At 70.3% G+C, this 26830-nt stretch carries 23 protein-coding genes and 1 pseudogene; 19 read left to right on the top strand and 5 right to left on the bottom strand.

The window, feature by feature from the left end:
• Positions 1-64: 64 nt before the first annotated feature.
• From ACIOHC_RS32670 to ACIOHC_RS32650, 5 genes are all read left to right on the top strand, one after another.
• Positions 65-1033: an AraC family transcriptional regulator gene (locus ACIOHC_RS32670; protein ID WP_351085085.1), complete on the top strand. Its 969-nt coding sequence runs from the start codon at positions 65-67 to the stop codon at positions 1031-1033.
• Between the two features lie 20 nt (positions 1034-1053).
• Positions 1054-1935: a class I SAM-dependent methyltransferase gene (locus tag ACIOHC_RS32665; RefSeq protein ID WP_365693710.1), complete on the top strand. Its 882-nt coding sequence runs from the start codon at positions 1054-1056 to the stop codon at positions 1933-1935.
• Positions 1936-2013: 78 nt separating this feature from the next.
• Complete coding sequence (locus ACIOHC_RS32660; protein ID WP_401845132.1) at positions 2014-2385, top strand: hypothetical protein; 372 nt, start codon at positions 2014-2016, stop codon at positions 2383-2385.
• Entirely contained in the window at positions 2382-3539 is a 1158-nt protein-coding gene (locus ACIOHC_RS32655) for a CaiB/BaiF CoA transferase family protein (RefSeq protein WP_401845130.1), read from the top strand. The genes ACIOHC_RS32660 and ACIOHC_RS32655 overlap by 4 nt, the downstream gene beginning before the upstream one ends.
• Positions 3540-3942: 403 nt before the next feature.
• A complete protein-coding gene (locus tag ACIOHC_RS32650; protein WP_401845128.1) occupies positions 3943-4515 on the top strand; it encodes a hypothetical protein in 573 nt (190 codons plus the stop codon).
• Between the two features lie 522 nt (positions 4516-5037).
• Here the strand turns inward: ACIOHC_RS32650 and ACIOHC_RS32645 are convergent.
• Together ACIOHC_RS32645 and ACIOHC_RS32640 are read right to left on the bottom strand one after the other, a co-directional pair.
• On the bottom strand, positions 5038-5514 hold the full coding sequence (locus tag ACIOHC_RS32645) for an RICIN domain-containing protein (protein ID WP_351083013.1): 477 nt from the start codon (positions 5512-5514) through the stop codon (positions 5038-5040).
• Positions 5515-5602: 88 nt separating this feature from the next.
• On the bottom strand, positions 5603-6439 hold the full coding sequence (locus tag ACIOHC_RS32640; protein ID WP_351083015.1) for an aldo/keto reductase: 837 nt from the start codon (positions 6437-6439) through the stop codon (positions 5603-5605).
• A gap of 344 nt (positions 6440-6783) precedes the next feature.
• Between ACIOHC_RS32640 and ACIOHC_RS32635 the strand changes: the two genes are divergently transcribed.
• Genes ACIOHC_RS32635 through ACIOHC_RS32625 form a run of 3 tightly spaced genes read left to right on the top strand, consistent with a single transcriptional unit; the run spans position 6784 to position 11555 of the window.
• Entirely contained in the window at positions 6784-7830 is a 1047-nt protein-coding gene (locus tag ACIOHC_RS32635) for a chitinase (RefSeq protein ID WP_401845125.1), read from the top strand.
• A 9-nt stretch (positions 7831-7839) separates the two neighbouring features.
• The gene (locus tag ACIOHC_RS32630; protein ID WP_401845122.1) at positions 7840-9480 is read left to right on the top strand and encodes a glycosyl hydrolase family 8; all 1641 of its coding nucleotides are present in this window, start codon (positions 7840-7842) and stop codon (positions 9478-9480) included.
• 11 nt (positions 9481-9491) lie between these two features.
• Entirely contained in the window at positions 9492-11555 is a 2064-nt protein-coding gene (locus tag ACIOHC_RS32625) for a PQQ-dependent sugar dehydrogenase (protein ID WP_401845120.1), read from the top strand.
• Positions 11556-11587: 32 nt separating this feature from the next.
• Here the strand turns inward: ACIOHC_RS32625 and ACIOHC_RS32620 are convergent, their stop codons facing one another.
• The gene (locus ACIOHC_RS32620) at positions 11588-13387 is read right to left on the bottom strand and encodes a long-chain fatty acid--CoA ligase (protein ID WP_351083023.1); all 1800 of its coding nucleotides are present in this window, start codon (positions 13385-13387) and stop codon (positions 11588-11590) included.
• A 349-nt stretch (positions 13388-13736) separates the two neighbouring features.
• Positions 13737-14639, bottom strand: coding sequence for a LysR substrate-binding domain-containing protein (locus tag ACIOHC_RS32615; protein WP_351083025.1), 903 nt, complete (start codon positions 14637-14639; stop codon positions 13737-13739).
• Between the two features lie 119 nt (positions 14640-14758).
• Here ACIOHC_RS32615 and ACIOHC_RS32610 point away from each other — a divergent pair, with 119 nt between their 5' ends.
• Entirely contained in the window at positions 14759-15802 is a 1044-nt protein-coding gene (locus tag ACIOHC_RS32610; protein WP_401845117.1) for a bile acid:sodium symporter family protein, read from the top strand.
• A gap of 127 nt (positions 15803-15929) precedes the next feature.
• Here ACIOHC_RS32610 and fdhD read toward each other — a convergent pair whose 3' ends face one another.
• Positions 15930-16778, bottom strand: a complete 849-nt coding sequence (gene fdhD, locus ACIOHC_RS32605) for a formate dehydrogenase accessory sulfurtransferase FdhD (protein WP_365694267.1) — start codon at positions 16776-16778, stop codon at positions 15930-15932.
• A 375-nt stretch (positions 16779-17153) separates the two neighbouring features.
• Here fdhD and ACIOHC_RS32600 point away from each other — a divergent pair, with 375 nt between their 5' ends.
• The 10 genes and pseudogenes from ACIOHC_RS32600 (at position 17154) to ACIOHC_RS32555 (ending at position 26829) form a co-directional block, all read left to right on the top strand.
• On the top strand, positions 17154-18104 hold the full coding sequence (locus ACIOHC_RS32600) for a beta-ketoacyl-ACP synthase III (RefSeq protein ID WP_351083031.1): 951 nt from the start codon (positions 17154-17156) through the stop codon (positions 18102-18104).
• Between the two features lie 68 nt (positions 18105-18172).
• Positions 18173-18319 (top strand): annotated as a pseudogene (locus ACIOHC_RS32595) (GntR family transcriptional regulator); the annotation flags it as partial.
• Between the two features lie 217 nt (positions 18320-18536).
• Positions 18537-19322, top strand: a complete 786-nt coding sequence (locus ACIOHC_RS32590; RefSeq protein ID WP_351083033.1) for a DeoR/GlpR family DNA-binding transcription regulator — start codon at positions 18537-18539, stop codon at positions 19320-19322.
• Between the two features lie 32 nt (positions 19323-19354).
• Positions 19355-19483: a hypothetical protein gene (locus ACIOHC_RS32585; RefSeq protein ID WP_351083035.1), complete on the top strand. Its 129-nt coding sequence runs from the start codon at positions 19355-19357 to the stop codon at positions 19481-19483.
• Positions 19480-20157 (top strand): NUDIX domain-containing protein, encoded by a 678-nt coding sequence (locus tag ACIOHC_RS32580; RefSeq protein ID WP_401845115.1) that lies wholly within the window; start codon positions 19480-19482, stop codon positions 20155-20157. The genes ACIOHC_RS32585 and ACIOHC_RS32580 overlap by 4 nt, the downstream gene beginning before the upstream one ends.
• A 200-nt stretch (positions 20158-20357) precedes the next feature.
• Positions 20358-21539, top strand: coding sequence for an ROK family transcriptional regulator (locus tag ACIOHC_RS32575; protein WP_351083038.1), 1182 nt, complete (start codon positions 20358-20360; stop codon positions 21537-21539).
• Positions 21540-21778: 239 nt separating this feature from the next.
• Positions 21779-23305: a sugar ABC transporter ATP-binding protein gene (locus ACIOHC_RS32570; protein ID WP_365694261.1), complete on the top strand. Its 1527-nt coding sequence runs from the start codon at positions 21779-21781 to the stop codon at positions 23303-23305.
• Complete coding sequence (locus ACIOHC_RS32565) at positions 23302-24351, top strand: ABC transporter permease (protein WP_351083042.1); 1050 nt, start codon at positions 23302-23304, stop codon at positions 24349-24351. The genes ACIOHC_RS32570 and ACIOHC_RS32565 overlap by 4 nt, the downstream gene beginning before the upstream one ends.
• Positions 24352-24484: 133 nt before the next feature.
• Positions 24485-25522 carry a substrate-binding domain-containing protein gene (locus ACIOHC_RS32560; protein WP_401845110.1) on the top strand — a complete coding sequence of 346 codons (1038 nt, stop codon included), beginning with the start codon at positions 24485-24487 and terminating at the stop codon, positions 25520-25522.
• A 68-nt stretch (positions 25523-25590) separates the two neighbouring features.
• Positions 25591-26829, top strand: coding sequence for a Gfo/Idh/MocA family oxidoreductase (locus tag ACIOHC_RS32555; protein ID WP_351083046.1), 1239 nt, complete (start codon positions 25591-25593; stop codon positions 26827-26829).
• The last annotated feature ends 1 nt before the right edge of the window (position 26830 follow it).

Here is a 26830-nt window from a genome sequence, read left to right as displayed (position 1 = left end):
GCGGTGCCGTCCACGACATCCCCGTGCCGCTCAGCTCCATACGCGTGCGTCTACGCTGCTGGGCATGGACGCACTCGCCGGACTCCTGGACGGGCCGAGGGCCAAGGGCGCCTTCCTGCTGCGGATGGTGATGGAGCCTCCGTGGTCCGTACGGATCGCGGACCGGGCCCCGCTCTGTCTCATGTCGATGACCGACGGGGAGGCCTGGATCGTTCCGGCCACGGGCACGGACGCCGTGCTGTTGCGGCCCGGTGACATCGCCATAGCGCGCGGCCCGGATCCGTACACCGTCGCCGACACTCCCGGCACCGCGCCGCACGCCGTGATCGGACCCGGCGGCACCTGCACCACTCTGCGCGGGGAGCCGCTCTCCGAATCCATGCAGCTGGGGGTGCGCACCTGGGGCAACGCCCCCGGTGGCGCGGCGGCCATGCTCATCGGCACCTATCTGCTGGACGGCGAGATCAGTCGACGGCTGCTCGACGCCCTGCCCCCGCTGCTCCACCTGCCCGCGGACGGGCGGGGCAGCCCTCTGCTGACACTGCTCGACGAGGAGATCTCCAAGGACGAGCCCGGCCAGAGCGTGGTCCTGGACCGCCTTCTCGATCTGCTGCTGATCGCCGCGCTGCGGACCTGGTTCGCCAGACCCGGCGCCGAAGCCCCCGCCTGGTACCGGGCCCTGGGTGATCCGGTCGTCGGGCAGGCTCTGCGATTGCTGCAACGGGACCCCGCCCACCCCTGGACGGTCGCCGGTCTCGCCGCCCGGACCGGGGTCTCCCGGGCCGGGCTGGCCCGGCGTTTCACGGAGCTGGTCGGGGAGCCCCCGATGGCATACCTGACCGGCTGGCGCCTCGCCGTCGCCGCCGACCTGCTGCGGGAGACGGACGCCACGGTCGAGTCGGTGGCGCGGCGGGTCGGGTACAGCCAGTCGTTCGCGTTCAGCACCGCGTTCAAGCGCGTCCGGGGCGTCAGTCCACAGGAGTACCGGAGCGGTGGCTTGCCGAACCGGCAACAAAGCTTGCCGGGCGGGTGATGTGCGGTGAGGCTGTCCGCATGAGCCAGCACACCGATCACGGTCATCACCACGACAACACCGAATTCGACTGGGACGTCCTGGGCCCGACACTGGAGCAGAACGCCGAGCTCAGCAGCCGGCAGTATGCGGAGGCGGCCCGTTGGATCGCCGGCCTGCCCACGGCGCCGAAGGTCCGCAGGGTGCTCGACATCGGCAGTGGCCCCGGCGTGATCTCCTGCCTGCTCGCCCAGGTGTTCCCCGAGGCGGAGGTGGTCGCTGTCGACGGCACCCCGGCCCTGCTGGAACGCACCCGGGCCCGCGCGCAGCGGCTCGGCCTCGGTGACCGGGTCCGCACCCGGCACGCCGATCTCCCCGACGACCTCGCCGGACTGGGGGAGGCGGACCTGATCTGGGCGGGCAACGCCCTGCACCACATGGGTGACCAGCGTGCCGTTCTCGCGGGGTTCGCCGGGCTGCTGCGCCCCGGTGGGACCATCGCCCTGGTCGAGGGCGGTCTGCCGCCGCGTCAGCTCCCGCGTGACATCGGCATGGGGCGGCCCGGTCTGGAGGCCAGGCTCGACGCGATCAACGCGGAGTGGTTCGAGGACATGCGGGCGGCACTGCCCGGCTCCAAGCGGGAGACCGAGGACTGGAACGCCCTGTTCACCGCGGTGGGGCTGGCCCCGCAGGGCACCAGGAGCTTCCTGCTCGACCTTCCGGCACCGCTCTCAGGGCCGGCGCTCGACCACGTCGTCGCCGAGTTCAGCCGTCGGCGCGAGATGTTCGGGGAGGCCCTCTCCACCGAGGACATCGCGGCACTGGACCGCCTGCTCGACCCCGAGGACCCGGCCGGGCTGCGTCACCGCCCCGACGTCTTCCTGCTCATGGCACGCACGGTGCACCTGGGCCGGAAGGACTGACCGATGCCGGCCTGCTGGGTTCCGGGGAAAGGACGGACCGGACAGACCGGTCCGCGGGCGGGTGCGGGAGGCCGACGCGTGGGTGAGTCTCTGAACCGGTCGACCCGCCGCCACGAACCCGGCCCGCCCGTGCTCGCGGGCCACCGCGCGCCCGACCGCGAGTTGTCCGGTCCCGTCGCCGCGGCACACCGCGGCGACGGCGAGGGGGAGTTCGCCCCGTACGGCGACAGCGAGGTCGGGTGCTCGGCCGCCGTGCCCACTGACGCCCCGCCCGCCGTCGAGGCACCGGTGCGACCCCTCGACGCCGGCGCAACGCACATCGAATCCAAGACGGACGGAGATGCTGCGCGCATGTCCCTCGCTGTGCGTGAACAGAGCCTCGCCGTACGGGTGTTCTTCACCACCACGACCGCGATGCACGCGCGGGGTCCTTGGACGGTGACCTGGTGAACGCCGCCGCCCCCGGGCCCCTGTCGGGTGTGGTGATAGCCGATTTCGGGCGGGTGCTGGCGGCCCCGTACGCCACCATGCTCCTCGCGGACCTGGGCGCTGACGTCATCAAGGTGGAACGTCCGGGCTCCGGCGACGACACCCGGGCCTGGGGCCCGCCGCGTGCCCATGACGAGTCCACCTACTTCCTCTCCGTGAACCGCAACAAACGGTCCCTCGCCATCGATCTGGGCACGGAGAGGGGACGCCGCGACGCGCACGAACTGGTGCGCCGCGCCGATGTGCTCTTCGAGAACTTCCGTCCCGGCACGATGGACAGGCACGGGCTCTCCTACGAGGAGGCCGCCGCGCTCAACCCCGGCATCGTCTACTGCTCGGTGACCGGATTCGGAGCCGGTGAAGGCGCCGCGCTGCCCGGCTACGACCTGCTGTTGCAGGCGGTCGGCGGGTTGATGAGCGTGACCGGGCCCGCGCCGGGGCAGCCCGTCAAGACGGGCGTGGCACTCGTCGACGTGCTCACGGGCCTGCACGCGGCCGTGGGGGTCCTGGCGGCGCTGCGCCATCGCGACGCCACCGGCGAGGGGCAGCACGTCGAGGTCAACCTGCTGTCCACGCTGCTGTCGAGCATGGTCAATCAGGCGGGTGGATACACCCTGGCCGGTCGGATACCGGGCATCCTCGGCAACCGGCACCCGTCCATCGCCCCGTACGAGGTCTACCGGGCGGCGGACCGGCCGCTGGTCGTGGCCGTCGGCAACGACCGGCAGTTCCTCGCCCTGTGCCGGGGCCTGGGTGCCGAGAAACTCGCCGACGACGCCCGATTCGCCTCGAACCAGGATCGTGTCGCACACGTCGACGTGCTGGCCGAGGAGCTCTCCGCGCGGCTCGTCCTGCGCCCCGCCGCCGAGTGGTTCGACCTGCTCACGCCGCTCGGGGTGCCCTGCGGTCCGGTCAACGACCTTGCGGGCGCCTTCGACCTGGCCGAACGCCTGGGCCTGTCCCCGCGTGTCACACCGGCCGACTCGGACCCCGACGACCCCCTGCGCCTGGTGGCCAACCCCATCGGGCTGTCCCGTACCCCGCCGCGCTACGAGCGGCGCCCGCCGAGGCTGGGCGAGCACACCGACGACCTCAGGCGCTGGCTGGAGAGCTGAACCGTCGGCCGGCGCCGATTCCGTACTCCACTCGGCCCATGACCGGGGTACGCGTGTGCCGGAAATTTCCCGGCCGGGCCGGTCTCCACGGACCCGCTCGACTCCTCCGGCGCAGCGCTCGCCGCCTCGCCCGCGGCGTGTCAAGAGGAGACACGCTGCCGCCTGAGTGAGTGGGTGTCAGAAAGTCGCCCTTACAGGCTAACTGGACATCAATTCGCCTACAGGAAAAGGCGATTGAAGGCTTATCCAATTATATGGAAATAGCATTTGGTGTACCTTTTATCCCTCGATCGGCGCCCCGGCGTCGGCCTTCAACGTGTCCGAAATGAAAGTCATGGGAGCCGTCAGTACGTTCGTCCCGGGTCGACTGCTCAGCCGACCTCTCTGAGACAGGAGAAGCGACATGGTTACCCGTTCCACCATCGTTACAGCCGCTGTCGCGGCCGCCGCGGCCATGGCCGCCACCGGCATCACCTACGCCTACGCTGCCCCCTCCTCGACGGCCCAGGCCGCCGCGGTTGCCCAGCAGGTCGCTCCCGTTTCGGCTCTCGACGGCGGCGACGCCGGCAAGGGCAACGAGAGCAAGGGCGGCGAGGGCAAGGGCAACGAGGGTCGTGGCTACGAGGGCCGTGGCTACGAGGGCCGTGGCTACGAGGGCCGTGGCTACGACGAAGGCCGTGACCACTACGAGGGCCGGATCCACATCAACGAGCGCACGTACTCCGACGAACCGGGCGGCTGCATCACCGTGGTCAGCGGCCTCGGCTCCACCAGCCTCAACATCCGCAACGACAGCCGCCGGACCGTCGAGGTCTTCCGCGGGGCCACCTGCGACAACGGTGCCCCCATCGCCACCGTCGGACCTCACAGCTCCAGCGACGGCGTCTTCCCGGGCCACGTCCGGGGTGGCGTGTGGGTCGTGAACGGAGTGGTGGGCAGCTTCCGGGTGCTCGAGCGCCACGAGGGCAAGTGGTGACCGGACCCGTCGTACCGAGCCAAGGTCGGTGACCTCGTCACTGGCCTGACGTAGAACCCCGGCCCGCCGGAATCGGGCCGGGGTTCCAGCCGGGCGCCTGGAACCGGTGCACGCCGGTTCCAGGCGCCCACACCTGACCAACGCTGACAACCCGTTCACCTGCCAAGCCATATTAAAGCCGCAGGATGAGGCGTTGCCAGCGGGCCATGAGGGCCGCGTCGCGCGTGGCCTGCGGCCTTGGGCTCTCGGCAGGGACCGGCGGCAGGGCTGCGGAACCCGATGCCGACGCGGCGGACGCCGCCCCGCGTCACGGTCGTCGGGAACCCGGCCGCTCCTGCGGACGGGCCGATCGGCACCGGAAGGCGGACGTAGAGGCCCCAGGAATCGCGCGTCGCCCCGACACGCCCGCAACAGCGGACTTTGGTCCGGACGGGTGAAGGGGCGCGGCCACACAGCCCTCGAAGTGTCCAGCCCGTCCGCCCCTGATCCGTGACCCGCCCGGCGTGATCCGGACGAAAGACCCTAAGGGCTGTCCGGCGCCGGCTCCAACTGCCACCACTGACCGGGGGAGTCGGTGTCCTCCCACTGCTGGACCCGGGCGCCGTCCGCCGTGCTGCCGTCGGCCACTTCGAGGACGAGCCCGCTGATGAAGCTGACCAGCGTCACCACCCCCGGTGCTTCCAGGTGCCGCTCGATCAGCCATTCCTGGGCGCCGTAGTTGTTGGCACGCCACTGCTGGACCACGGCGCCCTTCTCGGTGGAGGCGTTGGCGACGTCCAGGCGCTTGCCGCTGTGGGCGTTGACCAGGTGGTAGAGCGCCGCGCCCTCGTGGACGGGCGAGAGCTGCCAGTGCTGGGCCGCCGAACCGTTCTCCTCGCCCTGCTGTACCGGGGCGCCGCCGCCCTTGGCGGAGCCGTACACCTCCAGCAGCAGGCCGCTGCCCACGTTGCGCAGCCGGTAGCGGCCCGCTGCGACGACCGGTGCGCCGTCCCCGCTCATGCTCTCGTTCCTCCCTGCGCGGCGGACCGCCGCCCGGCTCGTCGGCCGGGCGGCGGTCGGCGTCGCCGTCGATGTGCGGTGGCGCGGCTCAGGCGCCGAGGTTGAACTCGCCCGGGTTCGGGCCGAGGCGCTTGCCCTCGTCCAGCGCGGCGAACGCGGCCAGGTCGTCGGCGTCCAGCTCGAAGCCGAACACATCGAGGTTCTCCACGATCCGGGACGGCGTCACGGACTTCGGAATCACCACGTTGCCGGTCTGGATGTGCCAGCGGAGCACCACCTGGGCCGGTGTGCGGCCGTGCTTCCGGGCGATCGCGACGACCGTCGGGACCTCCAGGAGCCCCTTGCCCTGGCCCAGCGGGGACCAGGCCTCGGTCGCGATGCCGTGCTTGGCGTGCAAGGCGCGCGACTCGGCCTGCTGGAGCTGCGGGTGGAGCTCGATCTGGTTGATCACCGGGACCACGGAGGTCTCGCCGAGCAGCCGCTCCAGGTGCTCGGGAAGGAAATTCGAGACGCCGATGGCCTTCGCCCGGCCTTCGGAGTAGATCTTCTCGAACGCCTTGTACGTGTCGATGTAGGCGTCCTTGGCCGGGACCGGCCAGTGGATCAGGTACAGATCGACATAGTCCAGACCCAGCCTGTCGAGCGAGGCGTCGAAGGCGCGCAGGGTGGGGTCGTAGCCCTGCTCGGAATTCCACAGCTTCGTCGTGACGAAGAGCTCTTCGCGGGCGACGCCGGAGGCCGCCACGGCCCGGCCGGTGCCCTTCTCGTTCTCGTAGATCGCGGCGGTGTCGATGCTCCGGTACCCGGCCTCGATGGCTGTCGCGACCGTCCTCGCGGCCTCGTCGTCCGGGACCTGCCAGACACCGTAACCGAGCTGCGGCATTTCGACGCCGTTGTTGAGAGTGATGGAGGGGACCTTGCTCACGAGCGGTCGATCCTTACGTCGTCGGTTGGCATTCTCAAGGTCAACGATCACGGAGGGCCGGACATTCCCGCGGGGCCGATGTCCGTGGCCGCCCCCCTGCCCGGCCCACGGTGATCCCGGTCCGTCGGCCTCGCCGCGTCCGGGCCCCACTCGGTGCGGCCCGGCCTTGTCCCGGACGTGGCGCGACATCGTCGGTTCGTGCCCGAGCTGTCCGAAACACAGCGAAATCACGTACGGGTTTTGATATTTGGGCCCACGCGCAGCATTGACAGATCGTTCTCCAGGGAATCCCATGCACTGATGGTTAGGAACCTTTCCTAACGTTGATCGGGAAGGGAGCACCCGTGCACGTTGACCGACCCCCACGCCGTACCGTCGCCGTCCTCGCGGGCCTCAGCTGTCTGTTTCTGCCTCTGCTCGCCCATGTCCCGAAGGCCACCGCGGCCACGGCGGACCGGGCTCCGGGTGCCGGCTCCCCGGCCGCCACCGCGACCGCCGTCGGCCCCGGCGCGATGGCCGCGGCCCCGTACGAGTACCTGGGCTGGGGAAACCCGCAGAAGCCGGCCGATGTGATGGCGGCGACGGGTGTGAAGTGGTTCACGCTCGCCTTCGTCCTCTCGGACGGCACCTGCAACCCGAAGTGGGACGGCGACCGGGCGCTGACCGGCGGCTCGGACCAGGCCGCCATCGACTCGATCCGGGCGGCCGGTGGCGACATTGTCGTATCGGCGGGCGGCTGGAGCGGCAACAAGCTGGGCGAGAAGTGCTCCAGCGCCTCCGCGCTGGCCGGGGCCTACCAGAAGGTGATCGACGCCTACCGCCTCAAGGCGCTGGACATCGACATCGAGGACACCGAGTTCGCCAAGGCGACCGTGCGGCAGCGGGTGGTCGACGCCCTGAAGATCGTCAAGACCAGGAACCCGGGCATCGTGACGTACGTGACCATGGGGACGACCCCGACCGGGCCCGACGCCAACGGCAAGGACCTCATCGAGCGGGGTGCCGCGGCAGGCCTGGACAACGACGGCTGGGTCGTCATGCCGTTCGACTTCGGCGGGCACACCGGCACCATGGGTGCGGCCACGGTGAGCGCACTCGACGGCCTGAAGGCCGCCGTCAAGAGCGCCTACGGATACAGCGACGACGCGGCCCACCGGCACATCGGGGTCTCCTCGATGAACGGGAAGACCGACGAGTCGGACGAGACCGTCACCACCACCGACTTCAGGACGATCCTCGGCTACGCGCAGCAGCACCACATCGCGCGCTTCGCCTTCTGGTCCGTCAACCGGGATCGCGCCTGCGGCTCCGGCGGCGACGCGGACGCCTGCAGCGGGGTGTCCCAGTCCCCGTACGACTTCACCAGGATCGTCGTCCAGTACAAGGGCTGAGGAGGTCCGATGCGCATCACTTCGAGCATGCCGACCATCGGCGGCACGGCACTCGCCGCCGCCGGGCTGCTGCTGCCCCTGCTCGCCGCGCCGCCCGCGGCCGCGGCGGCCGCCCGTTACGAGGCGGAGGGCGGGACGCTCTCCCGGGCGGTCGTGGCCACGAACCACACCGGCTACTCCGGTACGGGATTCGTCGACTACGCCAATGTCGCGGGATCATCCGTGGAGTTCACGGTGAACGCCGCAGCGGGGAGCACGTCGCTCGCCATCCGCTATGCCAACGGCACCGCCACCGACCGGCCGATGGACATCAGCGTCAACGGTACGGTCGTCGCCTCCGGGGTCTCGTTCGGCGCTACGGGATCCTGGGACACCTGGGCGACCAAGACCGTCCCCGCGCAGCCGGCCGCCGGAGCCAACACCGTCCGGGCCACCGCGACCACCGCGAACGGCGGCCCCAACCTCGACTACCTGGACATCGCGGCCCCCACCGCCGGTGGTCCCGCGGTTCCCTTCGGCAGCCATCAATTCCCCTACGCGGCAGGGACGCTGAAGCCGTCGGGCTCGCAGTCGACGCTCGACCAGGCCGTGATCAGGACGTACAACGCCTGGAAGTCCGCGTTCGTCAGGAAGAACTGCGGAAACGGCTGGTACGAGGTCATCTCGCCGGACGCCGACCACCCCTACGTCGCCGAGGCCCAGGGCTACGGCATGGTCGTCACCGCGACGATGGCGGGGGCGGACCCGGAGGCGAAGACCGTCTTCGACGGCATGGTAAAATACATGCTCGCTCATCCCTCGGTCAACAACGCCAACCTCCTCGCCGCCGAACAGGACGCCTCCTGCAAGAGCGTCGACGGCTCGGACTCGGCGACCGACGGGGACCTCGACGTCGCCTACGGCCTGCTTCTCGCCGACAGGCAGTGGGGATCCACGGGCACGTACGACTACAAGGATCTCGCGGTCAAGCACATCAACGCCATCAAGAGGAGCGAGGTCAACCCGACCACCCACCTCATGCTGCTCGGTGACTGGTCGGACTCCGGTGAGTCCCACTACTGGATGACCCGCTCCTCGGACTGGATGATCGACCACTTCCGCGCCTTCAAGAAGGCCACGGGCGACAGTGCCTGGGACACCGTGCGCACGGCCCATCAGGATCTGATCACCGGTCAACAGTCCAAGTACGCTGGCAGTACAGGCTTGTTGGCGGACTTCGTCGTCAACACCAACAGCACCCCCAAGCCCGCCGCCGGTGAGGTGCTCGAAGGCCCCAACGACGGCGACTACTCCTGGAACGCCTGTCGTGACCCGTGGCGCATCGGCACCGACGCCGTCACCAGCGGGGACGCCGCCTCGCTCGCCTCGGCACGCAAGCTCAACTCCTGGATCAAGTCGAAGACCGGTGGCGACCCGAAGAAGATCGTCACCGGATACCACCTCAACGGCACTTCCTTCGACAGCGGCGACGACATGGCGTTCACCGCCCCGTTCGTCGTGACCGCGCTGACCGACTCCGGCTCCCAGGTCTGGCTCGACGCTCTCTGGAACAGGCTCGCCACCACCTCGATCGACCCGCAGCTCTACTACGGCGGAAGCGTCCAACTGCAGTCGATGATCGTCGCATCCGGCAACTACTGGGTTCCCTGACGGAGGTTCAGATGCAGATCGGAACGCTCACCGCGTTACGCAGAAGGGCGGCCGTGCCGGTGGTGGCGCTGCTCTGCACCGCCCTGGTGCAGGCGGTCCCGCAATCCGCCTCCGCGGCAGCCACCCGGTACGAGGCGGAGTCCGCGACGATCGTGCGGGGCGCCGTGGAGTCCAACCACTCCGGCTACTCCGGGACCGGCTTCGTCAACGGCGACAACGTCGTCGGAAGCTACGTGGAGTTCACCGTCACCGCCGCCTTTGCCGGGACCGGAAGAATCGCCGTCCGGTACTCCAACGGGACGACGGCCGGCCGGGCCGCGGATGTCGCAGTCGGCGGTACGGTCGTCTCCGCCGCCCGCCCCTTCGGCGCCACCACCGACTGGGACACCTGGGCCACCTCCACCCTGACCACCCCGGTCGAGGCGGGCAGCAACAAGATCCGGCTGACGTCCACGACGGCCGATGGGCTGCCCAACCTCGACTACGTCGACTTCACGGTCGCCCCGCCGGACACCGAGGCCCCCACCGCACCGGGGCAGCCCAGCTGCTCGGCGATCACCGAGAACAGCCTCACGCTGAACTGGGGCGCCGCGACGGACAACGTGGGCGTCACCGCGTACGACATCTACGAACACGGCAACAAGCTCGCCGAGGCGGCCGGGAACGTCACGACGAAGAACCTGACCGGGCTCACGGCCGGGACCAGGTACGACATCACCGTGTTCGCGCGTGACGCGGCCGGCAATGTGTCGTCGGTCAGTCCGATCGTGGACTGCACCACCCTGCCCGGCTCCGACACCACCGCGCCCTCGGTGCCGGGCACCCTGTCCGCCTCGGGCCTCACCGCCAACAGCGTCGTCCTGAAGTGGGGTGCCTCGACGGACGACAGGGCCGTCACCGCCTATGAGGTCCGCAGCGGAAGCACCGTCTACAAGACCGTGTCCGGCACCCCGCCTGCCACCACGACCACCCTCACCGGGCTCGCCTGCGCCAGCCCCTACGTCCTGGACGTCGTCGCCAAGGACGCGGCGGGCAATGCCTCGCCGCCCGGCAACACCGTCACCTTCACCACCCCGGCCTGCGCCACCGACGGCGGCGTACCGTCCGGCATCGCCACCGTCTCCACCGGCTGGTCCGTCCCCTGGGGCACCTACTGGATGCCCGACGGAAAGACCGCGCTGGTGACCGAGCGGGACGGCTTCAAGGTCTTCAAGGTCACCCCCGGCGGCACCAGGACCCAGGTCGGCACCGTGCCCCAGGCCGTCACGACCGACGGCGAAGGCGGCCTGCTCGGCGTCGCCGTCGACCCCAAGTGGTCCACGAACCACTACGTGTACTTCATGCACACCGCGTCCGAGGGCAACCGGGTCGCCCGCATGACGTACGACGGCACCTCGCTCGGCGGATACACGGTCCTGCTCCAGGGGATCAAGAAGAGCAGATACCACAACGGCGGACGGCTCGTCCTCGGCCCCGACGGCTATCTGTACGCCTCGACCGGCGAGGCCCAGACCCCCGACCTCGCCCAGGACAAGAACTCGCTGAACGGCAAGATCCTGCGGATGACCACGGACGGCAGGCCCGCTCCCGGCAACCCGTTCGGCAACTACGTCTACAGCTACGGCCACCGCAACCCGCAGGGCCTCGCGTTCGACCGCAACGGCCGCCTGTGGGAGGCGGAGTTCGGCGACAGCAAGAAGGACGAGCTCAACCTCATCAAGCCGGGGAACAACTACGGCTGGCCCGTCTGCGAGGGCAACTGCTCCACCGCCGGAATGACCAACCCGAAGAAGACCTGGAGCGTCTCCGAAGCCTCGCCCAGCGGGATCGCCATCGTCCGCAACGTCATCTACATGGCCGCGCTGAAGGGCGAGAGGCTGTGGCGGGTGCCGATCACCGGTGACACCGAGAACCTCGGCACGCCGAGCGCCTACTACGTCGGTACCTACGGGCGACTGCGCACGGTCACCCAGGTGCCCGGCCGGGACCAGCTCTGGCTCTCCACCACCAACTGCGACAACAAGGGGAACCAGCCGGACGGCTCGGACAAGCTGTTCCGCATCTCGATCACGTAGCCCGTGCTGTACCGCTGGGGCACGACCGTGCCTCAGCGGTACAGCGCGTCGACCTCCACCGCGTACGCCGTCTCGATCGCCTTGCGCTTCAGCTTCAGCGACGGGGTGAGCAGACCGTGCTCCTCGCTGAACGGATGCGCCAGGATCCGGAACGTGCGGATCGACTCGGCCTGCGAGACGGCTGTGTTGGCGGCCACCACCGCCCGCCGTACCTCCATCTCCAGGTCCGGATCCCGCACCAGCTCCTCCGTCCTCATCGGCACCCGCCCCTGCATCGCGAGCCAGTGGTCCACCGCCTCCTGGTCCACCGTGACCAGTGCCGCGATGTACGGCCGGTCGTTGCCGACGACGATGCACTGGGCGACCAGCGGATGTGCCCGTACCCGCTCCTCCAGGCCGGCCGGTGACACGCTCTTGCCGCCCGACGTCACCAGGATCTCCTTCTTCCGGCCGGTGATCGTCAGATAGCCCTCCTCGTCGAGCGCCCCCAGGTCCCCGGTGGCCAGCCAGCCGTCGCGCAGCACCGCGTCGGTGGCCTCCGGCGCCCCGAGATAGCCCGCGAACACATTGGCGCCGTGCACCCACACCTCGCCGTCCTCGGCGATGTGCACCGTGGTGCCGGGGATGGGCTGCCCGACCGTGCCGTACCGCGTGCGTTCCGGCGGATTGGCGGTGGCCGCCGCGGTCGACTCGGTCAGCCCGTACCCCTCGTACACCGTGACGCCCGCGCCCTCGAAGAACAGCCCGAGCCGCCGCTCCATCCCCGAACCGCCGGACATGGCGTGCCGGATCCGGCCACCCATCGCCTCGCGTACCTTCTTGTACACGACCTTGTCGAAGAACTGGTGCTGCACCCGCAGTCCGGCGGACGGCCCGGGACCGGCCCCGAAGGCCCGTTCCTCCATCGCCTCGGCATACTTCACCGCGATGTCCACGGCCTTGTCGAACGGCCCGGCGCGCCCCTCGGCCTCGGCCTTGCGCCGGGCCGCGTTGAAGACCTTCTCGAAGATGTACGGCACCGCCAGGATGAACGTCGGCCGGAACGACACCAGGTCCGGCATCAGGGCCTTCGCCGACAGCTCCGGCTGATGGCCCAGCTTCACGCGGCCGCGCACGGCGGCGACCTCGACCATGCGCCCGAAGACATGCGCCAGGGGCAGGAAGAGCAGCGTGGCGGCCTCGTCACCCGGCCTGGAGCGGAAGACCGACTGCCAGCGGGAGGCCATGGTGTCCGTCTCGAACATGAAATTGGCGTGCGTGATCACACAGCCCTTGGAGCGTCCGGTCGTCCCCGAGGTGTAGATGACGGTCGCCACCGACTCGGGCGTCACCGCGCGCCGGTGCCGGTGCACCACCTCGTCCTCGACATGGGCACCCGCGCCGACGAGCTCGGTCACGGCGCCCGCGTCGAGCTGCCAGAGCCGCTGGAGCCGGGGCAGCCGGTCGATCACCGAGGCGATCGTCATGGCGTGGTCCTCGTGCTCGACCATGACGGCGGACACATCGGCGTCGTGCAGCATCCAGAAGACCTGCTCGGCCGAGGAGGTCGGGTAGACCGGTACGGACTGGGCACCGATTGTCCACAGGGCGAAGTCGAAGAGCGTCCACTCGTAGCGCGTACGCGACATCAGGGCCACCCGGTCGCCGAACCTGACGCCGTGCGCGATCAGCCCCTTGGCGAGCGCCATCACCTCGTCGCGGAACGTCGCCGCAGCGACATCCCGCCAGTGGCCGTTCTCGTCCTTCCGGCCGAGCGCGACCCGGTGCGGATCCTCCTCGGCGTAGTCGAACACCGCATCGGCCAACCCGCCCACGAGGGGCGCGGCCGCCATGGGTGGGACAGTGAACTCACGCAATGACCTGCTCCTCGTGGCGCTCCGCACAGCGCCGTGACGCTACCCCAAGGGACGGCGCGGCGGGAGGGGCCCGAACCGACGGACAACGTGGCATATGCACAGGTCAGCCACCGAAATCCGGCCAGATGGGCAAGGCTCGGGCGTGGCCGAGACCACGGAGTAAGCGGCCGAAGGCGGAATCTCCACCGAATCTGTACGTCGCGGTCACTCCCGTTCCGGGTGGATACGGGGGCATTGGTCCGCGGACGGGCCGACGCCCGTCGGCCCGCACCGGGCCCGCCTCGCCACCGCGACTGCCGTCCACCCTCCCCGTGACGGCGTACGGTCATGCATCCACCCGGCCGCCGAGCGAACCGATCGTGCCGACATCTCGGATCAGCCGGTCGCCGCCCGCCAGGATCGCCGCCGCCAGGGCGTCCGCGGCCTCCTGGGCGCCGTCCCGGCGGCGGCCGTGCAGCAGGACGAAGTCCACGTCGCCGAGGTCCGGCAGCCCCGCTCTGGCCGGCATCGGCGTCAGGCCCGGCGGGATCAGCCCCCGGCTGTGAGCCATCACGCCGAGCCCCGCGCGGGCCGCCGCGATCAGTCCACTGAGACTGGTGCTCGTACAGGCGATCCGCCAGGACCGGCCGTGCTCCTCCAGGACCTCCAGGGCGCGGGCCCGAGTGATGCCCGGCGGCGGGAAGAGCACCAGCGGAACCGGACGGTCCGGGTCGATCCGCAGCCGGGGCGCGCCGATCCAGGTCAGCGCGTCGTGCCGGACCAGTTCTCCGTGCGTGTCGCCGGTGCGCCGCTTGGCGAGGACGAGATCCAGCCGGCCCGCCGCCAGTCGCTGGTGCAGCGTTCCGGACAGCTCCACCGTCAGCTCCAGCTCGACGTCCGGATGGTCGCGGCGGAACGACTCCAGGATCTCCGGCAGCCGGGTCAGTACGAAGTCCTCGGAGGCCCCGAACCGCAGCCGTCCGCGCAGCCGGGTGCCGGTGAAGAAGGCCGCGGCCCGCTCATGGGCCTCAAGTATCGTCCGGGCGAAACCGAGCATCGCCTCGCCGTCCGGCGTGAGATCGACCCGGTGCGTGTCCCGGGCGAACAGCTGGCGCCCCGCCGCGTCCTCCAGCCGCCGCACATGCTGGCTCACCGTGGACTGCCGTACCCCGAGCCGCCGGGCGGCCTGCGTGAAACTCAGCGTCTGGGCCACGGCGAGAAAGGTGCGCAGCTGCGCGGGGTCGTACATGAGGCCAGGCTATCGCGAACCGTGATGACAGTGAGAGCGGTGTGCGGGATTCCCGATCACCTTGATCGGGAGCAGGATGGGCAGGGCCCGACCGGAATCAGACAGAACATGTGGAGCACATGAGCCGCCGCACCTGGAAGCTGCCGACCCGGCTGCCGATCGACCCGTACATCCTGGCGCTGATCGGCACGGTCGTGCTCGCCGCGGCGCTGCCCGCGTCGGGGACCGCCGCGGATGTGGCGGGCGGCGCCTCGACCGGAGCGGTCGCCCTTCTCTTCTTCCTGTACGGCGCCCGCCTCTCCACCGCCGAGGCGCTCGACGGCCTCAAGCACTGGCGGCTCCATCTCGCCGTCCTGGTCTGCACCTTCGTGGCATTTCCGCTCCTCGGCCTGGCGGGCAGGGGGCTGGTGCCGTACGTCCTGACGCCGCAGCTCCACAGCGGCTTCCTCTTTCTCTGCCTCGTCCCCTCGACCATCCAGTCCTCGATCGCCTTCACCTCGATCGCCCGCGGCAATGTGCCGGCGGCGATCTGCGCTGGCTCCTTCTCCTCGATCGCCGGAATCTTCCTCACCCCGCTGCTCGCGGCCGCGCTGCTCGGCAACAGCGGCGGCGGGTTCTCGGTGGACGCGCTGTTGAAGATCGCGGTGCAACTGCTGCTGCCGTTCGTCGCGGGGCAGTTGCTGCGCCGCTGGATCGGTGGCTTCCTCACCCGTCACAGGAAGGTCCTCGGCCGTGTCGACCGGGGCTCGATCCTGCTCGTCGTCTACACGGCGTTCAGCGAGGGCATGGTCGCGGGCATCTGGCACCAGGTCACCCCGGCCCGGCTCGGGGCGCTGCTCGCCGCCGAGGCGGTGCTGCTCGCGCTGATGCTCATCCTGACCTGGTACGGGGCGAAGCGGCTCGGCTTCGACCGGGAGGACAGGATCGCCATCCAGTTCGCCGGTTCGAAGAAGAGCCTGGCCTCCGGGCTCCCGATGGCGAGCGTCCTGTTCGGGGCGCAGGCGTCCCTCGCCGTGCTGCCGCTGATGCTCTTCCATCAGATGCAGCTCATGGTGTGCGCGGTGATCGCCAAGCGCCGCTCGCGCGATCCGCTGGAGGGGAACCCCGGCAGGGCGGCGCGGACGAGTGGTCGGGCGACGGAGAAGTCCTTGGCGGTGGGCTGAAACCGCCCCGGGGACGCGCCCGGTCCCCGGGGCGGACGTGCACGCAACGGGACGGGCCCGGTCGGCCGACGCGGGGGAGTGCTCTTCGTCGGTCGGCACCCGGACCCGTGCGGACGGGCAGGGAGCCTCAGCCCCGGCCGGCCGGGGCCTCCAGGGCGACGCGCTCCTCGCCCGCGTACACGTTCATGGAAGGGCCCCGCAGAAAACCGACCAGGGTCAGTCCGGTCTCGGCCGCCAGGTCGACGGCGAGGGACGACGGTGCCGAGACCGCCGCGAGCACGGGGATCCCGGCCATCACCGCCTTCTGGGCCAGCTCGAAAGAGGCACGTCCCGACACCAGCAGAATCGTGCGGGACAGCGGCAGTCGACCGTCCGTCAGGGCGCGGCCCACCAGCTTGTCGACCGCGTTGTGGCGGCCGACGTCCTCCCGGACGTCGAGCAGCTCACCCGTCTCGGAGAACAACGCCGCCGCGTGCAGACCACCCGTCCGGTCGAAGACCCGCTGGGCGGCGCGCAGCCGGTCGGGGAGGGCGGCGAGCAGGGCGGGCTCCACCCGGACCGGGGGAGTGTCGGCGATGGGATGCCGGGTCGTGGTGCGCACCGCGTCGAGGCTCGCCTTGCCGCACAGCCCGCAGGACGACGTGGTGTACACATTGCGTTCGAGCGTGACGTCGGGGACCGCGACACCGGGGGCGAGTCTCACATCCACCACGTTGTACGTGTTGACGCCGTCCGCCGTGGCCCCGGCGCAGTAGGCGATCCGCTGCACCTCGGCTCCGTCGCCGATCACGCCCTCGCTCACCAGGAAGCCCGCCGCCAGTGCGAAGTCGTCGCCCGGCGTCCGCATCGTGATGGCGAGCGGCTTGCCGTTCAGCCGGATCTCCAGGGGCTCCTCGGCGACGAGCGTGTCGGGGCGCGTCGAGACCTTCCCGTCCCGGATGCGAATGGTGCGTCGACGCTCGGTGACCCGTCCCATAGCGGTGAAACCCGATTCTGTACGTGGTGTCGGAAGCCGAACCGGCCCTGGATGCAGAGGTTGCCGCGGGTCACCCCTGATTGTGGTGCGGTGAGGTGAGCTCGGCGAGCTCATTGTCCCGCACGTGGAGTGTGACATTGCGGTCGACGCCGCAGTATGGGCCGACGGTGGTGGTCCGGGTCCCGGACCAGGCGTGGGGGCAGCGCACGATCCCAAGTCGCCAGAATTGTCCACAGAATGCTTTCCGGGTGGTCAAGGCTGTTGCCAAGCCTCCAATGAGCGGCGGTGATTCCTGTGGGATCACGTGCCCCTGTACCGGGCGGTAGCGACCAAGACTGGATGGTTCCTGCCATATGTAGCGAGGGGATCCTGTACATGACCGGCTCACGTGTCGTGGCGCTCGGCCACTATCAGCCCGCCCGGGTGCTCACCAACGACGATCTGGCGGCCATGGTCGACACCAGTGACGAGTGGATCACCAGCCGCGTCGGCATCAAGACCCGACACGTCGGAGGTCCTGACGAGCCGGTGGACGAGATGGCCGCGCACGCGGGGGCCAAGGCGCTCGCCTCGGCGGGGCTGCAGCCCGCCGAGGTCGATCTGGTTCTCGTCGCCACCTCCACCGCGATCGACCGTTCGCCGAGCATGTCGGCGCGGGTCGCCGCGCGCCTCGGCATGGGATCCCCCGCGGTGATGGACATCAATGTGGTCTGCTCCGGGTTCACCCACGCCCTCGCCACCGCCGACCATGCGATCCGGGCGGGCGCGGCCGACCGTGTCCTCGTCATCGGCGCCGACAAGATGGCGGACATCGCCGACTGGACCGATCGCAGCACCTGTGTGCTGCTCGGTGACGGGGCAGGCGCGGCGGTCGTCGTGGCGGACCCGGACGGCGGGGACCTGTCCGGGATCGGACCCGTTCTGTGGGGTTCGGTGCCGGAGATGGGGAACGCGGTGCGGATCGAAGGGACGCCCCCGCGATTCGCGCAGGAGGGGCAGTCCGTGTACCGGTGGGCCACCACGCAGTTGCCGCCGATCGCCCGCAAGGTGTGCGAGAAGGCCGGTGTCGCCCCCGAGGATCTGGCCGCGGTGGTACTGCACCAGGCCAACCTGAGGATCATCGAGCCGGTCGCAAGGAAGATCGGCGCGGTCAACGCGGTCATCGCCCGGGATGTCGTGGACTCCGGCAACACGTCCGCGGCCTCGATCCCGATGGCCCTGTCCAAGCTGGTCGAGCGCGGGGAGGTGCACAGCGGTGCGCCGGTGCTGCTGTTCGGCTTCGGCGGGAATCTCTCGTACGCGGGTCAGGTCATCCGCTGCCCCTGAGGGGCGTTGCGCCCGGTGACGGCCTGGTGCGCGACAAGCAATTGCTCGTCGCCCGTAGGGGGACCGCGATGTTGTCGACAGGGCTGCCGCAAGGGGCTGTGCCGAAGCCGGAACGGCCCGGTCCACTGCGGGAGCGCGCGTACGAGGCGCTGCTCGAACCGATGACGACGCGCGTGCTCCGTCCCGGACGGCACTTGGTCGAGAGCGAGCCGGCCTGCAATCCCTGGCGGGCGCGCGACGACAGCTACGGCACCGCGCCGCGTTGTCGGCGGACGGCCGAAAGGGATCCGCGCGGGAAGGGCCGCGCCGCAGGGGTCGGGGCTTCGAGCCCCGGCTCCTTTCCGCGTTCCGCGCCGCCGGGTCGCTCCGATGCCACCCCAACGTTCGCACACATCGATGTTCAATCGAACATCAATGTGTTAGAAATGAGTCATGGGTGTCGCCAATCGTCTGGACCTGACCCTGCGATTGGTGCAGGGCTCCGACCGGGTTTCCGTGTCGGAGCTCTCCCATCGTCTGGGGGTCTCCGAGATGACCGTCCGCCGGGACCTCGACGTACTGGAGCGCCAGGGGCTGGTGCGCAGGGTGCACGGCGGTGCGGTCGCCACGCGTTCCCGCGAGGAGGGCGCGGGCTTCGCGGCCCGTGAGCCGTGGCAGGCCGCGACGAAGGACCGGCTCGGTGCGGCCGTGGCCGCGATGATCGAGCCGGGATCGCGGGTGCTTCTGGACGCAGGCACCACCACCGTTCACGTCGCCGGGTATCTGGCCGAACGGGCCCCCCTGACAGTGGCGGTGCTCAGTCTTCAGGCCGCTGTCCGTCTGGCGGATCGGCCTGGGATCGACCTGCTGGTCGTCGGCGGCCGGTCCCGTCCCGGTGAACGGTCACTGGTCGGCCCGTCGGCCCTGCGCACACTCGAAGCACTGGCCTTCGACTGCTTCGTCCTGTCCATCGGCGGGGTGCACGCCGAGTACGGCTGGTCGGAGTTCTCGCTGGACGACGCGGCCGTCAAACAGGCCGCGCTCGCGCAGTCGGACCGGACCATCGCCGTCGCCGACGCGACCAAGCTCGGGGTGCGCGCGTTCAGCCAGGTCGCCGCCGTGGGCGCGGTGGACGTGTTCGTCACCGACAGTGCGGCCCAGGACGCCGAAACCCACCCCAAAGGCCCGTCGACGCTGGCAGCCCTGCGCGATGCGGGCGTCCGCACCGTCCTGGCCTGAGGAAACCGGATCCACCGCAAGGAGTGCAGCTCATGACCGCTGTTCCACGACCGTTGGTCATCCCGGTCGCCGACCCCCCGGACTGCGCGGACCGGATGGTCGCGCGGGCCCGGGGCCTGGACGTCCACACCGCCATCGACGACGTCCCGGCCGCGCGGTGACCGCGGGCGTGGACACCCCGGACCGCCGCGGGCGCACCGGCCTGGACCGGCACGGCCGCGATCTGGCCGGCAATCCGCGGGTGCGCATCAGGGACGTGGAGGTACTGTCCTGCGACTGGTACGTCCTACGCAGAACGACTTTCGACTATCAGCACAGCGACGGCCACTGGAGCACCGAACAGCGTGAGACCTACGACCGGGGCGACGGCGCCACGATCCTGCTCTACCACCCCGATCGCCGCGCCGTTCTGTTGACCCGTCAGTTCCGCCTGCCCGCCTACGTCAACGGGCACCAGGACGGGATGCTGATCGAGACCGCCGCCGGGCTGCTCGACGGCGACAGCCCCGAGGAGGCCATCCGCAGGGAGGCGGCCGAGGAGACCGGACATGTCGTGGGCGCCCCCCAGCGGGTCTTCGACGTCTATATGAGCCCCGGCTCGGTCACCGAACGCCTGCACTTCTTCGCCGCCCCCTACCGTTCGACGGCCGACACCGCCGACGGGTACGGGTACGGGTACGGGTACGGGGTCGCGGCCGAGGGCGAGGACATCGAAACCGTGGAACTCCCCTTCGACGAGGCCCTCTCCATGGTCCGCAGCGGTGCCATCGCCGATGCCAAGACCATCATGCTGCTCCAGTGGGCGGCCCTGGACGGCCCGTACCGACAGCGCTGACCCCCGACCCGCACGCGCCGGCGGTCGGGAGCCCGAGTCGGCAGCGGGCCCGTGATTCGGTCGAACGGCTTTGTCCTCGGTGTGGAGAAAGTTGTAGCGGATTCCTGCGCAACTTCTTCCCACTCCCGGCAACCGCTGCTACGTTCCCCTCGAAAGCCCGACGGACAGGCCGATGTGGCGGGGAGGGGCGCGTGAGACGTATGACGGCACGACCCGCGAATGCGCATCAGGCGCGACTGCTTCGGCTGTTGCGCGACGGCGGGCCCAACTCACGGGCACAGCTGGGGGATCAGGTGGATCTCTCCCGCTCCAAGCTCGCCGTCGAGGTCGACCGGCTGCTGGAGACCGGACTTGTCGTGGCCGACGGACTCGCCGCATCCCGCGGCGGGCGTCGCTCGCACAACATCCGGCTCGCTCCGCAACTGCGCTTCCTCGGCGTCGACATCGGTGCCACATCCGTCGATGTGGCCGTCACCAACGCCGAGTTGGAGGTCCTGGGTCACCTCAACCACCCCATGGACGTACGCGAAGGACCCGTCGCCGTCTTCGAGCAGGTGCTGGCCATGGCCGCCAAGCTCCGGGCCTCCGGGCTCGCCGAGGGCTTCGACGGCGCGGGCATCGGCGTGCCCGGCCCGGTCCGCTTCCCCGAAGGCGTACCGGTCGCGCCGCCGATCATGCCCGGCTGGGACGGCTTCCCGGTCCGCGAGGCGCTCAGCCAGGAACTGGGCTGCCCCGTCATGGTCGACAACGATGTGAACCTGATGGCGATGGGGGAGCAGCACGCGGGCGTCGCACGTTCCGTGGGCGACTTCCTCTGCGTCAAGATCGGCACGGGCATCGGCTGCGGCATCGTCGTGAGCGGCGAGGTCCACCGCGGTACGACGGGCAGCGCCGGGGACATCGGCCACATCCAGGTCGAACCCGAAGGACGCGCCTGCGCCTGCGGCAACCGGGGCTGCCTGGAAGCCCATTTCAGCGGTGCCGCGCTCGCCCGTGACGCCGAGGACGCGGCGCGTGCCGGGCAGTCGGCGGAACTCGCGGGCCGGCTGGAGGCGTCCGGAAAGCTCACCGCCGCCGATGTGGCGGCCGCCGCGGCGGCCGGTGACGCCACCTCGCTCGACCTGATCCGCGAGGGCGGCAACCGCGTCGGTCAGGTCATCGCGGGACTCGTCAGCTTCTTCAATCCCGGCCTGGTCGTGATCGGCGGAGGTGTCACCGGCCTCGGGCACACGCTCCTCGCCAGCGTCCGGACCCAGGTCTACCGGCAGTCGTTGCCGCTGGCCACCGGCAATCTCCCCATCGTTCTGGGCGAGTTGGGACCGGCCGCCGGAGTGATCGGCGCCGCCCGGCTCATCAGCGACCACCTGTTCTCACCGGCCTGACTCCGGGCCGGCAGCACCTGGGAAACCCCACCACCACACCCGGCAAGCACGCACTCGCACACTCAGGCAGCACGCACTCGCACACCGGAATCACGCACACCGGCGCACCCGGGCAAGCATCCGCACACCGACAACACCCGCACCACCGCACCTGGTACCGCCCTGCCCACTCACCGGCCCTCCCCGAGCTCTCGGCTGCGCTCGAGCAGGGGAGACCGTACTCGCCGAGGGGATTCGTCATGGCACCAGAACCACCCCTGCTCACCATGTCCGGCATCACCAAGTCGTTCCCCGGAGTGCGCGCCCTCGACGGCGTGGACCTGGAGGTCCAGGCCGGCGAAGTCCACTGTCTCCTCGGGCAGAACGGCGCCGGCAAGTCCACTCTCATCAAGGTGCTCGCCGGGGCCCACCAGCCCGACGGCGGCGAGATCACCTGGCACGGCGCACCGGCCGTGCTCAAGTCGCCCATGGCCGCGATGCGCCTGGGCATCGCCACCATCTACCAGGAACTCGACCTGGTCGAGGGCCTGTCGGTCGCCGAGAACGTCTTCCTCGGCCATGAACCCACCACCGCCCGCTTCGTCGTCCGCACCCGGGAGGGCCGCACGGCGGCGGCCGCGCTGCTGAGACGTCTCGGTCATCCGGAGATCGACCCTGCCAGGGCCGTCGGTGAGCTGTCCGCCGCACAGCAGCAGATCGTCTCCATGGCGCGGGCGCTCTCCCACGACGTCCGGCTCATCGTGATGGACGAGCCTTCCGCCGCACTCGACCCCGACGAGGTCGACAACCTCTTCCGCATCGTCACCTCCCTCACGGCCGACGGGGTGGCCGTCGTGTACATCTCGCACCGCCTGGAGGAGATCCGCCGGATCGGCGACCGGGTGACCGTGCTCAAGGACGGCCGCGCCGTCGCCGTGGGGCTGCCCGCCAAGTCCACGCCCACGCGCGACATCGTTGCGATGATGACCGGCCGCAATGTCGAGTACGTCTTCCCGCCGCGCACCACGGACGGCGCGGCAGCGGCGGCGACGGAGCCGGTACTGAAAGTCGTGGGGCTGACCAGGAAGGGGGAATTCGACCCGGTGGACCTGGAGCTTCGGCCCGGCGAGATCGTCGGCCTGGCCGGACTCGTCGGATCGGGGCGCTCCGAGATCCTGGAGACGGTCTACGGCGCCCGCAGGCCGAGCGCCGGACAGGTCACCGTGGCCGGCACACCGCTCAGGCCCGGCAGCGTACGCGCGGCCGTCGCCGCCGGGATCGGACTCGCACCCGAGGAACGCAAGGCGCAAGCGCTGCTGATGCTCGAATCCGTCACCCGCAACGTCTCCGTCTCCTCCATGTCGCGCTTCTCCCGCGCCGGTTGGATGGACCGCGGGGCCGAGCGCCGGGCGGCGCGCGCCGCCACCCGCGAACTCTCATTGCGCCCCGACAACCCGGACACCCCCGTCCGCACGCTCTCCGGCGGCAATCAGCAGAAGGCCGTCCTGGCCCGCTGGCTGCTGCGGGGCTGTCGGGTACTGCTGCTCGACGAACCGACCCGCGGTGTCGACGTCGGCGCCCGCGCCGAGCTCTACGCCGTGATCCGACGGCTGGCCGACGAAGGCCTCGCCGTCCTGCTCGTCTCCAGCGAGGTGCCCGAAGTGCTTGGCCTCGCCGACCGGGTGCTGGTGCTCCGCGAGGGCCGCGTCGTGCATGCGGCGGATGCCCGGGAGCTCGACGAGCACCGCGTACTCGACCTAGTGATGGAAGGGAGCCCGACGTCATGACGCAGCCCGTCTCCTCGACGCAGCAGGGCGGGCCGGACGAGGGAGCCGCCCCCGCCCCGGTCGCCGGACCACGGAGCAAGGACGGACCTCCGCGCGCCATCGGCCTGCGCGCGGACGTCCGCAACCTCTCGCTCCTGGGCGTCCTCGCCGCACTGATCGTGGTCGGTGGAATCACCGAGCCCGATGCCTTCCTGGACACCGGGAACCTCCAGCTGATCCTCACGCAGTCGTCCGTCATCGGCGTCGTCACCGTCGGCATGACCTTCGTCATCACCAGCGGCGGCATCGACCTGTCGGTGGGTGCGATGGTCGCGCTCGCCTCCGTCTGGGCGACCACGCTCGCCACCCAGGAGTACGGTTTCGCCGGAATCCTGTTCACCGCGGTGATCGTCGGACTCGGTGCCGGACTGGTGAACGGACTGCTCATCGCGTACGGCCGGATGGTGCCGTTCATCGCGACGCTGGCCATGCTCGCCTCGGCCCGGGGGCTCGCCCTCCAGATCACCGACGGCAAGACCCAGATCGTCACCGTCCAGTCCGTACTGGACCTGGGTCTGCCCGGCTCCTACGTCCTCGGCATCCCGCCCCTGGTCATGATGTTCGCCGCGGTGACCGTCATCGGCTGGCTGGTGCTGAACCGCACGACCTTCGGACGGCGTACGGTCGCGGTCGGCGGCAACGCGGAAGCGGCCAGGCTGGCCGGCATCGACGTACGGCGGCAGCGGCTCTACCTCTATCTGCTCTCCGGGCTGTGCTGCGGCATCGCGGCGTTCATGCTGATCGTCCTGTCCGGCTCGGGGCAGAACACCAACGGCAATCTGTACGAGCTCGATGCCATCGCCGCCGCGATCATCGGCGGGACCCTGCTCAGCGGTGGGCGCGGCACGATCGTCGGCTCCGTACTCGGTGTCCTCGTCTTCACCACCATCACCAACATCTTCGCGCTCAACAATCTGCAGAGCGATGTGCAGCAGATCGCCAAGGGCGCGATCATCGTCGCCGCCGTCCTCGTCCAGCGCCGCACCTCCGCGCACGGGGAGACCTGAGGCCCGGCGGATCAGGCCCGGACGGGCCCGCACCGCGCCCCGCCCCCGTCGGCTCCGTCACCCCGACCCACCCACCCCCCGCCCCGAACGCCACCTGTGACACGTCACGTATCGGATGAAGGGTTTGACAGCCATGCCAGAAACCAGCCGCAGACGACTGCTCTTCGGCTCCGCGGCCGTCTCCGCGGGCGCCCTGCTCACCGCCTGCACCAGCAACGACCCCAAGACCAAGGACACCGCGCAGAGCAGCGTCCCCGCCGCCGACGACAAGCCCGGCAAGGCCGTCACCATCGGCTTCGCCGGCCCGCAGGCCGACCACGGCTGGCTCAACGCCATCAACGAGAACGCCAAGTCGCGGGCGGCGAAGTACTCCGAGGTGACACTGGAGACCACCGAGGGCTCCAATGACACAGCCGCCCAGATCGGCCAGGTCAAGACCCTCATCAACAAGAAGGTCGACGTCCTCGTCATCCTTCCCGCCGACGGCAAGGCGCTGACCCAGGTCGGCCTGGAGGCCATGCGGGCCGGCATCCCCGTCATCAATCTGGACCGGATCTTCGCCTCTCCGCAGGCCTACCGCTGCTGGGTCGGCGGCGACAACTACGGCATGGGTCTCAACGCCGGCACGTACATCGGCGAGCAGCTCAAGGACAAGGCGGACGCCAAGGTCGTCGAGCTGGCCGGCATCGACAACCTGGAGCTCACCAAGCAGCGCAGCCAGGGCTTCGCCGACGCGTTGAAGAACTACCCCAACGTCAAACTGGTGGCACGTCAGGCCGCCGACTTCACCGTCGAGTCGGGCCAGGCGAAGATGGCCCAGCTGCTGCAGGCGCAGAAGAAGTTCGATGCCCTGTGGAACCACGACGACGACCAGGGTGTGGGCGCGCTGCGCGCCATCCAGCAGGCGGGCCGCGACGAGTTCCTGATGGTCGGCGGCGCCGGGGCCAAAGCCGCGATGGACGCCATCAAGGCCGACAACAGTGTGCTGAAGGCCACCGTTCTCTACCCGCCGACGATGGCCGCGTCCGCCATCGACCTGGCCCGCTCCCTCGGACAGGGCAAGGGGCTCGGCGGCCTGGCCGAGCTGGAGATCCCGACCAATCTCACCCTCTACTCGGCCGTGGTCACCAAGGAGAACATCGACCAGTACCTGCCGACGGGCTTCAGCTGATCCGCCCCGCAGGAGGGTGCTGACCCTCCTGCCGCCCCCATCGAACGACCGACGAGGAGGAAGCCCGGATGGCCCGTAGGGAAGATACGGATCAGGAGGCCGCAGCGCCGCCGACGGACCGGCCGACGACGAGTGTGCCGGTGCTCGGAGTCGGCATGGTCGGATACGCGTTCATGGGCGCCGCCCACTCACAGGGCTGGCGCACCGCGGGACACGTCTTCGAACTGCCCATGAAACCGGCTCTCGCCGCGATCTGCGGCCGCGACCGGGCAGCGGTCGACGCGGCCGCGGCCCGCCATGGCTGGGCGGCGGCGGAGACCGACTGGCGGGCCCTGATCGACCGGGAGGACGTACAGCTCGTCGACATCTGCACCCCCGGCGACAGCCATGCCGAGATCGCCATCGCCGCCCTGGAGGCCGGCAAGCACGTGCTGTGCGAGAAGCCGCTCGCCAACACGGTCGCCGAGGCCGAGGCCATGGTCGAGGCCGCGGAGCGCGCGGCGGTCCGCGGCCAGGTCGCGATGGTGGGCTTCAACTACCGCAGGGTGCCGGCGATCACCTACGCCAGGCAGCTGATCGCCGACGGCCGGATCGGCACCCTGCGACATGTCCGTGCCACCTATCTCCAGGACTGGCTCGTCGATCCCGAATCACCGCTCACCTGGCGGCTGAAGCGGGAACACGCGGGCTCGGGAGCGCTCGGCGACCTGGGGGCGCACATCGTGGACCTGACCCAGTTCCTGGCGGGGGAGCCGCTGGTCGGGGTGTCCGCGGTCAGCGAGACGTTCGTGCGTGAACGACCGGTGCTCGCCGGGCCCTCGGCCGGGCTCTCCGGAGCCGCGGACCCGGGCGCGCGGGGTGCGGTGACCGTCGACGACGCGGCGCTGTTCACCGGCCGGCTCGCGTCCGGGGCGCTGGCCTCGTTCGAGGCGACCCGGATGGCGGCCGGACGGAAGAACGCGCTGCGGCTGGAGATCAACGGGGAGCGCGGTTCGCTCGCCTTCGATCTGGAACGGCTCAACGAGCTGTCCTTCCACGACCAGACCGAGGCCCCCACCACGGCGGGATTCCGGCGCATCCTCGTCACCGAGCCCCAGCACCCCTACCTGGAGGCGTGGTGGCCGCCGGGTCACGCCCTCGGTTACGAGCACACCTTCGTCCACCAGGCCCGTGACCTCGTGCGGGCCATCGCCGAAGGGACCGCCCCCGCACCGTCGTTCGCCGACGGCCTGCAGGTGCAACGGGTGCTCGCCGCGGTGGAGGAGAGCGCCGAGAAGAACTCCGTACACACCCCCGTAGTCCTCTAGG

The sequence above is a fragment of the Streptomyces sp. NPDC088252 genome (assembly GCF_044740965.1).
GTDB lineage: Bacteria > Actinomycetota > Actinomycetes > Streptomycetales > Streptomycetaceae > Streptomyces.
This window is presented reverse-complemented; position numbering and strand designations above follow the sequence as displayed.

Excerpts from the sequence above, each read along its gene's own strand:
- ACIOHC_RS32645 (WP_351083013.1), bottom strand. The coding sequence starts at position 5,514 with ATGAGCGGGGACGGCGCACCGGTCGTCGCAGCGGGCCGCTACCGGCTG.
- ACIOHC_RS32670 (WP_351085085.1), top strand. The coding sequence starts at position 65 with ATGGACGCACTCGCCGGACTCCTGGACGGGCCGAGGGCCAAGGGCGCC.
- ACIOHC_RS32585 (WP_351083035.1), top strand. The coding sequence starts at position 19,355 with ATGACCGCTGTTCCACGACCGTTGGTCATCCCGGTCGCCGACCCCCCG.
- ACIOHC_RS32575 (WP_351083038.1), top strand. The coding sequence starts at position 20,358 with ATGACGGCACGACCCGCGAATGCGCATCAGGCGCGACTGCTTCGGCTG.
- ACIOHC_RS32570 (WP_365694261.1), top strand. The coding sequence starts at position 21,779 with ATGGCACCAGAACCACCCCTGCTCACCATGTCCGGCATCACCAAGTCG.
- fdhD (WP_365694267.1), bottom strand. The coding sequence starts at position 16,778 with ATGGGACGGGTCACCGAGCGTCGACGCACCATTCGCATCCGGGACGGG.
- ACIOHC_RS32630 (WP_401845122.1), top strand. The coding sequence starts at position 7,840 with ATGCGCATCACTTCGAGCATGCCGACCATCGGCGGCACGGCACTCGCC.
- ACIOHC_RS32565 (WP_351083042.1), top strand. The coding sequence starts at position 23,302 with ATGACGCAGCCCGTCTCCTCGACGCAGCAGGGCGGGCCGGACGAGGGA.
- ACIOHC_RS32615 (WP_351083025.1), bottom strand. The coding sequence starts at position 14,639 with ATGTACGACCCCGCGCAGCTGCGCACCTTTCTCGCCGTGGCCCAGACG.
- ACIOHC_RS32600 (WP_351083031.1), top strand. The coding sequence starts at position 17,154 with ATGACCGGCTCACGTGTCGTGGCGCTCGGCCACTATCAGCCCGCCCGG.
- ACIOHC_RS32560 (WP_401845110.1), top strand. The coding sequence starts at position 24,485 with ATGCCAGAAACCAGCCGCAGACGACTGCTCTTCGGCTCCGCGGCCGTC.
- ACIOHC_RS32555 (WP_351083046.1), top strand. The coding sequence starts at position 25,591 with ATGGCCCGTAGGGAAGATACGGATCAGGAGGCCGCAGCGCCGCCGACG.
- ACIOHC_RS32610 (WP_401845117.1), top strand. The coding sequence starts at position 14,759 with ATGAGCCGCCGCACCTGGAAGCTGCCGACCCGGCTGCCGATCGACCCG.
- ACIOHC_RS32665 (WP_365693710.1), top strand. The coding sequence starts at position 1,054 with ATGAGCCAGCACACCGATCACGGTCATCACCACGACAACACCGAATTC.
- ACIOHC_RS32620 (WP_351083023.1), bottom strand. The coding sequence starts at position 13,387 with ATGGCGGCCGCGCCCCTCGTGGGCGGGTTGGCCGATGCGGTGTTCGAC.
- ACIOHC_RS32625 (WP_401845120.1), top strand. The coding sequence starts at position 9,492 with ATGCAGATCGGAACGCTCACCGCGTTACGCAGAAGGGCGGCCGTGCCG.
- ACIOHC_RS32650 (WP_401845128.1), top strand. The coding sequence starts at position 3,943 with ATGGTTACCCGTTCCACCATCGTTACAGCCGCTGTCGCGGCCGCCGCG.
- ACIOHC_RS32590 (WP_351083033.1), top strand. The coding sequence starts at position 18,537 with ATGGGTGTCGCCAATCGTCTGGACCTGACCCTGCGATTGGTGCAGGGC.